This window comes from Phyllobacterium sp. (assembly GCF_037994425.1).
Lineage (GTDB): Bacteria > Pseudomonadota > Alphaproteobacteria > Rhizobiales > Rhizobiaceae > Phyllobacterium.
Window position 1 is genome coordinate 1 of the sequence record NZ_JBBNAM010000141.1, and the last position, 8270, is coordinate 8270.

The following is an 8270-nucleotide window of genomic DNA, read 5'->3' on the forward strand; positions in this document are numbered from 1 at the left end:
TCAACGATGTACTGATGCTGGTGGGCAAACTGAACTATACGTGGACGAACACCGAAAGCCTGTTCATCTACCTGATTGCCCACCTGCTGGACACGAACAAGGAAGCTGCGACTGTCATCTTCCTGACTTTGAACACGACTCGCGCCCGCATCGATCTTATCGAGCGGTTGGCGAAGATCAGTTCGACGCCGCCGGAAACCAAGGTCGCGGTGCTTGAGATCACCGGCCGGATGTCGCGCGAACAGCGACTGCGCAACAAATACAATCACTGCATCTATTCATTCGACGAAGGCGGCGTGCTGACGTCGACGCAGCTGATGCGCATCGTCGATATGGACGACAATCTGAAGTACGGCAAAGTCGAAGCCCTCGACGATCAGGAGCTTCAGCGCATCCAGGCAACGATCGACGCTATCATCGAAGTCAACCGGGACATATGGGCATTCATCAAGTTAAACAAGATACCGGTATGAAACGCGGCAACGCCATGCGCCAATCATTCGCCGTGGTGGACTCGGCACCAAATGCATGTCGCCGACATGGCATGGAAACTCAACTTTGCATCATTTCTAGTAGTTATTGCTATGGCGTTTCTGGCATCGTTAATCATTATTAATTATTGACGAAATAACAATATACTATACCCTGTTTCTGGTACAATGATTGAGGAAGTTATGCAGAAATAAGAATAAAACATAAGTCTTCAAATATAAATCCGACAATTCTCCTGATTTGTACACGGAATATCTAAATCATTTCTTCTTGTGGAAGAGGAGATGAGAGCCACCGCCGAAATCTGCGGATAAGGCAAGGGTCTGCGCCTCCGTGGGGGAAGACGCAGTGAAGAATAAGGTCATTTGGGGGGCCTGAAACGTGACATACATGCCAGAACCGCTGAAGAAACAGCGGCCGAAAAAGACGACGGTACGACGCCAGGCTATCACGAATGTGACGCGGCGCGCTATCGCATCGATTGCGGGACTCGCTGACGGGTCCTTGGTGGTACTGGCCGGCATATGTCCGGCCATGCGTGACATCGCGTTCAGTCGTTGCACTTCCCGTTCCGCGGCGAATGTCGACCGGGTTTGAAGCCCACCGAGTGAACAGGAAATTCAATCTCACGCAACATTTTGCCAAGGGTATCCATGAGTAACCGCCTGCAAAACTTCTGCCCCTCCAAGACCGTGCATTCACGGATCGTCAATGCGCTTTGGATCGAATATGGCGGAACGCCATGGAACATGCCTCCCGACTGGGAGCCGGAGCGCGCCTGGGCGCGACAACTGGATCTGACCCTTATCCCGAACCTCGGGCCGATGTCCGTGGCAATTCTCGTGCAATGGCTAGCCGCCGGCGACGAGGATGAACAGTCGAAATAGGCAAATTCTGCCCACCGCCGAAACATTTGCCGCACACCGAGGCGGCGGGTGCGGGTAACATCCGGTCATGGCTGTCGGGATTGAGATGGAATCGAATTGATTAAGATTTGTGAGTGTAGTGCTACGCCGAAATTCTGACTAACGTACTATAGAATTCCGGCGTAGGTCCCCCACTGACTGCCCGCTTGCTCCCACACACGCTTGAATGCTTTTTTGTTTTGTTTTCATGCGTTAAACTTGCGACCACGGGTTGAGATTATGTAGCCCCCCGTTACGCAAGCGTGACTCAAACCGCGTTTTTGCGACTAAAGTCGAAGATTCGCATAATTAATTGGGTCTAGGCGCAATTAGACCGAATTCATTCGTATTGGACGCGTCTGCAGGATACCTTTGCGCCAATCGACGTCCCGGGAAATTAGGAGATGTTGCGAAGCTTCCGCCACTGCGTGGTCTGGTTGAACTGCCAGCCGGCAAATTCGGAGGCAATGTTTCCCCCCGTTGAAATCTTGCGCTCAAGGAGGATGTCGAGCAGCGCTTCGGCGTCCTCGCGCTTGATGTTGCGGATATGGGGCTTCAGCCGGTCCACCGCATTGTCGATGTCGGCAGCAATGACGTCGAAGATGCGCCGCCAGGTGCGCTCTTTGAAGAACACCGCATCGGCCTTGGAACGGATGAGTTCATGCTCGTCTTGCCTGATCGTGCCTGCGGCCAGCGCGGTATCCAGCGTGGCATCGATGGTGACCATGGCCTCGCTGAAGGCGAGATAGCCGAATTCGGCCGGCGCATGCACCTGCGCCACCGCCGCATCATCCTCGAGGCCGCCGAAGGCATAACGCTCGAACACATGGCCGATGCCGATCATGCCGAAGGGATGGCACTCGGCGGCCCGCAGCGCTCCCATGCTCGCCGCGCCGTAGACTGTCGCGCCGGCCGAGAGGGCATGCAGGATTTCCTTGTGCCAGACGGCTGCCACGTCCTCAAAGCGGCCGTCGACCAGCGCGATCACCCGATAGCCCTGATCGACCGCATGGGTGATGTCGCCGCATTTTGCCGGGCCGCGGCAGGTCAGTCCATATTCCGGGAGGACGCGATCCTCGCCGCCCTTCAGCGGCACGAAATCGGTGCCGGAAAGACTCGGACCTGCAAAGAGAATTTTCATCGCCCCTCCTATTGCCGCAGCATGGCGTTGAGGGCGCGGCCGCCGAAACGATGCTTGCGCGTGCCCGAAGGGCTTTCGAGCTCATTGACGAGCACGCGGCAGACCGACATGCCATAGGCCTCGCCGCCGAGCGGCACAGCGACGACGCTGCCGATGCCGCGCTGCCGCAGCGGCGCGAGGTAGGTTTCGAGGCTGGCCCGCGCATGGGGCTCCGGCTCCTCGAAGCGCCAATGGTCCAGGGGCGTCGCATGGATATAGACCGCAAGGTCAGGTGCGAGGCGCTGGTGATACTCCGACGGGTCGAAATCGTCGCGCGCGCCGGAAATATTGGTGATGCGCGTCTGCGCCGCCTCGGTAATAGCGCGCATGGCCGCAACGCGCGGCGACAAATGGCAGCCGTAGCCGGCGGCAAGGTCGAAATGCAGATAGGTGCCGTGCTGCGTAGCGGGGCTGATGGTCGCCATGAATACCGGCAGGCCGATATCCGAGGTCATGTTGAAGAGCCGCAGGACGAAATTTGCCGCCGCGATGCGCTCCGCCATCCAGTCGATGCCGGTATCGGCAAAGACCGCGGGATCGACGCAGCGCGCATGAACGCCGGCGTCGCGCTGGAAGCGCCAGAGTTCGGTGGCATCGCGCTCCACGCGCTCGCAGAGCCCGTGAATGACCGCCTCAAGCAGGCAGTTGCCGGAGGCAAGACCATCGGTTGACTGGCAATAGTGAAAGGATTGCCGCTCCGACGTGAAATCGAGCGCCACCAGTTCGCGCGGCACGAAGACGGGCTTGTCTTTCAAGAGATCGTAGCCTTCGAGCCAATGATCGATCTCGTCGGGGCCGGCCTCGTCTGCGCCGCGCATCAAAAGCATGCGCCCGTCAAAGACCTCATGACCGGCGTCGCGCAGGGCGCGCCGGCTCGCGGCCAAGGAAGCCACCGGAATATTTTCGGCTATGGCGATTTCCGCCGCCTCCATGACCGCCGAGGCGCGGGCGTGGGCGGCGGTGATGCCCTTACCCTGGCTGACGGCGAGAGTGCGGCTATTGGGCCTCACGGCCATCCAGACGGGAATGCCAATGCGATCGAGGCCGGTGACTTCGGCCATGCGCACAATACCGAGCGCATGAAAATGCGGACGCAAACGGTTTACCGTTGCATCCGCATCGATCAGGCGCGTCGAGGATGGCTCGCCGGTACGGAAGGCGATGCGAAGCCTTGCTTCATCAATCGCCAGCCGGTCCGGAACACCGGCCAATGGTTTCATTGCAACTCCATCTGGCCGCATATTACGTATTCAACACAAACTAACTCCGAAAGCCTTTTTCGTCAGTTCAACCCTGCTGGATTTGCTGAGTAAGAACGGTCCGACGAAGTGGAACCGCTGTCGAAGGAGAAGGCACGCTCGGACGCATCGCTGCGGCCGTCGAACGAAAAGGCGCGATCAGACGCATCGCTGCGGCCGTCGAACGAAAAGGCGCGATCGGACGCATCGCTGCGGCCGTCGCTTGCAGCAATGCCGTCGTTCAACAAGCCGCCTATTGAAGAAAGAAACTCCTGACCGGCCAATCCCAGCGAACCGATCAAATCACGATCAAGACACTCAGCACTCCGTGTTTCCATATTTACAAGCCAGAGCTTGTTGGTGTCCACGTCGTCCACGATATAAAACTTTGCCATGCGAATAACCTTTCTATGAAGGAGAGCCCACATGGCAAAGGCATGACGATTCTGAAACAGATCAAGAAGAACTATTGGCTCGTCTACAATTTCGGAAACTATTTTTTTGCTTTTTACTCCACTGGATCCCCTGAGAACATCTGAGCCTCAATATCGGAACGACTGCTGGTTGCAATTGCTACGTCGACGCCTTTGATCGTCGCAATTCCATTTTTGCGTGCCTTGCTCACAATCTGAATCAGATCAGCATCGGCGGCTTGCGAACTTGCGAGAGTGGTCCGGGTTAGTGGTTCTACACGCTTGTTGTCCACATCAACGAGCCACAAGTCGTCGCTTCCAGTCTCGCCGATAATGAAATACTTCGCCATGCTGAGATCCTTCTGTTGCTGGTAGTTTGGAGATATGGACTATTGGAAGCCTGCTTGTCGCAGAGATGCTTCATATCGCTGGCGCTGCTCGGGTAACCTGACGCCTAATCCTTTGATCCAGTCATCAATCCTAAAATTAGGATTGTCCTCAAGTGCATACGCTCTATATTCTTCCGCTTTTTCGCGCTCGCCAAGCATAGCCCAGCAGGCTGCGATCAACCGAGCAGCGGCCCGCGGGTTCTTCATCTGCTGCAGCAGCTCGATAGCTTCCGAATGCCGTTCCAGGTTATGCAAAGCACCGCCTCCTACCCAGTAGTAATAGTCTGGAGCCAACGGATTATGAGCGAGCGCCTGCCGTATTTTTTCCAACGCTTCTTCGAGCGCTCCATAGTGCGTGAGCGCATCCGCGTAGTCGGCAAGAAGGTCAGCGTGCTGGGGATTCAGGGTTGAGCCCTGGTCGAAATATTCCAGGCTCTCATCGAACTTGCCGAGATACATGCTGATTGTACCAAGTTCGCGCAGAGGCCTCTCATCATCGGGATCGGCAGGCGCGGCGCGCTTTGCCACCTGCTCGCCTTCGAGAAGGATATCCTTGTCGCTGCGTGCCAGCACCAGCCATTCGCGTTGCATGGTGCGGGCGATGCCGCTCAACGCCGGCACGAAATCCGCCGAGGCCGTGAGGGCATTCTTGAACGACTGCCGCGCTTGGCGCAGCTTTGAAATATCGAGCTTCTCAAAATCCCGCTTGCCGACCAAATACCAGTAATAGGCATTCGGATCCTGGAACAGGCGGTTGTAGCGGTCGAGTTCCGACTTCTCGATGACCGAGACGACAGAGAGGATGATACGGATCGAAAGCTGGCGGTATTGCTGCTCGGGCAAGACATAATCGAACTTCTGCTTCTCGGCCCAGACGATTTCCTGTGTCGCCACATCGACCAGCTTGACCGAGAGGAAGCAGAAGCCATCGCGCCGCGTGATCTTGCTGTCGACAACATAGTTGACGCCGAATTGCTCATGCAGACCGTCGAAACTTTCGATCGGCGATTCGGTGACCACCCGCGCCGAGGTATATGGCGCTAGCACGGAGAGCGTTCGCAGCCGGCAAAGGCCAATGGTGATGTCATCGACCAGCGACGCCGCAAGCTGCTCCATCGGATCGGCGGCGTTGTGGTGCATGTAGAGCACCATCAGGCGCGGCAGGCCCACCTGCCTGTTCTGCTCGATCTGATGCTTGGCCTGGATCGCGCGCGGCGTTTGGATCTCGATGCCGTTGCCCTGGGTCGCGGCAGGGACCACATGCGGCAGGATCAGCCCACGGGTGGTTGCGGGCGAAAGCTTGGGGAGGAGCTGCTGGTATAATTCGACGGTTTCCTCTTCCGGATCCACGTCGAGATCGTCGCGCAGGCGCTTGGTGCATTCACGGAACGTGCGCTCCACCTTGGCGATGAGGCCGAGCTGCGAGGCGGTCTGCATCAAGGTGCGATAACCGACTTCCTGGTAGGGATCGATCTCGATGAGCTTGCGGGCGCATTGCCTCTTTTCATCGATGCTGACGCCGGTCGGCTGGTTGACCATGCCGAGCAGCATGGTGATCATGTCGTCGCGCAGGCGCACCCGCTCGATGTCCAGCCATTCGTCGAAATCGGAGTTCTGCGGTTCGTTGGGCGCTAGCAGGTCGCCCTTGTAGATCTCGCACAGGCCAAGCACGGATTCGATATCGCCCCGGCGCGCGAAATTGATGTAGTCAAGAAGGTCGATGCTCAACAACTCGGCCTTCACCTGGGACAGGTTGAGATAGACGTAGGTTGCATCGCCCTGAATAAGGTTCAGTCCGTACTGTTCCTGGAACTTGCGGATGCGCGCGAGACTCTGCCTCAAATTCATCGAGGCATGGGCCTGGTCGGTGTCGGACCATAGCACCTGCGATAGCTTGCCGCGCGAAACTGAATGGCTGGCGTTGACGAACAACAGATAGACGACGAGGCGAAGGAAATTTGCGGGTACGCGCGGCACAGGCTGGCCGCCCAGACTAACAGTCGCCTCTCCAAAAACCGTCAGCTTCATTCTCGCCTAAACCCCAGATTTTATTTGATTTTCTATATGCCGTTGCCCTGTGTCGCGATTGTTGCCATGCTTCTTGTAGGCTAACTCTACTATAGCTTGTAGTAGTTCACTATAGGGAGTCTACGACAAAAGTCTAATAAATAGGAATTAACGTTTCCTGATATTGTTGCAATTTTTCTCACGAATCCGGCCTAACTGCCCTGATTTACCAATATGTTCGCCCAGAAAGAGTACCCGTTGGGCTCCGATGAGAGCAAGTTCGGCTATACCCGACAATGTCCGGTTTATATGACAAGAATACTACAACCGCAAATATTCATTTCACTAAGTGAAACCGGTTTCTTTCGACCCAAAGCTATCGGTTAATTGTAAAACTTGGCGTATTTGCGGATTAGCGCCGATGGGTAAGCTTTACCGCTTTGGCTGATACTCGGATGAGCCGGCCGGCAAGAACTGTAGGCGGTTCGCCATGCTCCCGCTGCAGCATGGCGGCTCTCATGGGCTGCAGCCCCAAATAATTTGGGTTGCAATTTCCTTCCTCGGCCCTAATGAAGCAGGGCAAATGATCGGGGCGAGCATGGTTTTGAAATACCCTGTTGAAGATAATGCCGATTGGCGCCAACAGGCGCGCATTCCTATCGTCCGGAAGCTGAAATCGCACTATCGGCACGCAAAATCGAGATTCGTGCCTCGCTCGAACGACCCCAGGCTTCGGAGGCATTCGGGCAACCACACGCCCCTTTCGAAGGACGATATTCCGGCGATCTGCGTTGTGAGGAACGCCCTCTTGCGCTACTACCGCTCACTCGGCGTCACACGTTTCATCATCATCGATGATCGCTCCGTCGATGGCACGACTGCAGCGCTGTCCAATCTACCGGACGTTGATCTCTTCACATCGCACTTCGAGTACAAGGACACGGATCGAGGAAAGGACTGGCGAGATGCCTTCTTCGATATGTATGGCCGCAATCGCTGGTATCTATCTCTCGATGCTGACGAATTCCTAATCTTTCCGGGCTCCGAGACCCGCTCGATCCGGGGTTTCATAGCCGATCTGGAGCGGGCCGGCATATCGCGGGCTCATTGCCCCATGATTGACATCTATCCGCCCGGGCCGCTCAGCAGCGGCGTTTTTGTCGACGACGGCACCAGTTGGCCGTTCGAAGTTTCATCCCACTTCGATGGGGATGGCTATACGGTCAAGCAGGAACGATACGGAAGCGCACTTCGCGGTGGTCCGCGGCAGCGGCTGTTCGGGCGCGACATGCGTCTGTCGAAGTTTCCACTGCTTTGGGTCGATGATGCAACTAGCTACCGGCTGGGGAGCATTCATGGGCCGGCCCCGTCGACGAGAAACTTTGTCCCCGTAACGGGCGTCTTGCTGCACTATCGGTTCTCATCCCACTCTATCGATGAGTTTCGCAGGATCGTGGAGGTGGCGGGCATGCTGATGGTGGCGCACATTATAGCGCCATCCTCACCTCTCCGCGATTTTCCGAGGAATGGCCTGCTGCCGGTTTCATAGACACTGAGTTAAGGTGTTCTGCATGAAACCGGAGAGTATGAATGCAAAGACGAAAGTTCAGCCGCGAATACAAGCTTGAAGCGGTGAAGCTGGTGAA

General features: G+C 56.4%; 8 protein-coding genes. 3 read left to right on the forward strand and 5 right to left on the reverse strand.

Annotated features, from left to right (window positions below):
* On the forward strand, positions 1-473 hold a 473-nt coding region (locus AAAB35_RS10100), incomplete at its 5' end, for a hypothetical protein (protein ID WP_340668149.1).
* A gap of 672 nt (positions 474-1145) precedes the next feature.
* On the forward strand, positions 1146-1379 hold the full coding sequence (locus AAAB35_RS10105) for a hypothetical protein (RefSeq protein WP_340668150.1): 234 nt from the start codon (positions 1146-1148) through the stop codon (positions 1377-1379).
* Positions 1380-1794: 415 nt separating this feature from the next.
* Here the strand turns inward: AAAB35_RS10105 and AAAB35_RS10110 are convergent, their stop codons facing one another.
* The 5 genes from AAAB35_RS10110 to AAAB35_RS10130 form a co-directional block, all read right to left on the reverse strand.
* Positions 1795-2493 carry a TfuA-like protein gene (locus AAAB35_RS10110; protein WP_340668151.1) on the reverse strand — a complete coding sequence of 233 codons (699 nt, stop codon included), beginning with the start codon at positions 2491-2493 and terminating at the stop codon, positions 1795-1797.
* A gap of 53 nt (positions 2494-2546) precedes the next feature.
* Positions 2547-3797: a YcaO-like family protein gene (locus AAAB35_RS10115; protein WP_340668152.1), complete on the reverse strand. Its 1251-nt coding sequence runs from the start codon at positions 3795-3797 to the stop codon at positions 2547-2549.
* Between the two features lie 62 nt (positions 3798-3859).
* Positions 3860-4210, reverse strand: a complete 351-nt coding sequence (locus AAAB35_RS10120; protein ID WP_340668153.1) for a hypothetical protein — start codon at positions 4208-4210, stop codon at positions 3860-3862.
* A 113-nt stretch (positions 4211-4323) separates the two neighbouring features.
* On the reverse strand, positions 4324-4578 hold the full coding sequence (locus AAAB35_RS10125) for a hypothetical protein (protein ID WP_340668154.1): 255 nt from the start codon (positions 4576-4578) through the stop codon (positions 4324-4326).
* A 39-nt stretch (positions 4579-4617) separates the two neighbouring features.
* A complete protein-coding gene (locus AAAB35_RS10130) occupies positions 4618-6645 on the reverse strand; it encodes a BTAD domain-containing putative transcriptional regulator (protein ID WP_340668155.1) in 2028 nt (675 codons plus the stop codon).
* A 562-nt stretch (positions 6646-7207) separates the two neighbouring features.
* Between AAAB35_RS10130 and AAAB35_RS10135 the strand changes: the two genes are divergently transcribed.
* Entirely contained in the window at positions 7208-8173 is a 966-nt protein-coding gene (locus AAAB35_RS10135) for a glycosyltransferase family 2 protein (protein ID WP_340668156.1), read from the forward strand.
* Positions 8174-8270 lie beyond the last annotated feature (97 nt).

What these genes read in the sequence shown, in the direction of transcription:
- AAAB35_RS10125 (WP_340668154.1), bottom strand. Translation starts at nt 4,578, where the DNA reads ATGGCGAAGTATTTCATTATCGGCGAGACTGGAAGCGACGACTTGTGG.
- AAAB35_RS10105 (WP_340668150.1), top strand. Translation starts at nt 1,146, where the DNA reads ATGAGTAACCGCCTGCAAAACTTCTGCCCCTCCAAGACCGTGCATTCA.
- AAAB35_RS10115 (WP_340668152.1), bottom strand. Translation starts at nt 3,797, where the DNA reads ATGAAACCATTGGCCGGTGTTCCGGACCGGCTGGCGATTGATGAAGCA.
- AAAB35_RS10120 (WP_340668153.1), bottom strand. Translation starts at nt 4,210, where the DNA reads ATGGCAAAGTTTTATATCGTGGACGACGTGGACACCAACAAGCTCTGG.
- AAAB35_RS10130 (WP_340668155.1), bottom strand. Translation starts at nt 6,645, where the DNA reads ATGAAGCTGACGGTTTTTGGAGAGGCGACTGTTAGTCTGGGCGGCCAG.
- AAAB35_RS10135 (WP_340668156.1), top strand. Translation starts at nt 7,208, where the DNA reads ATGATCGGGGCGAGCATGGTTTTGAAATACCCTGTTGAAGATAATGCC.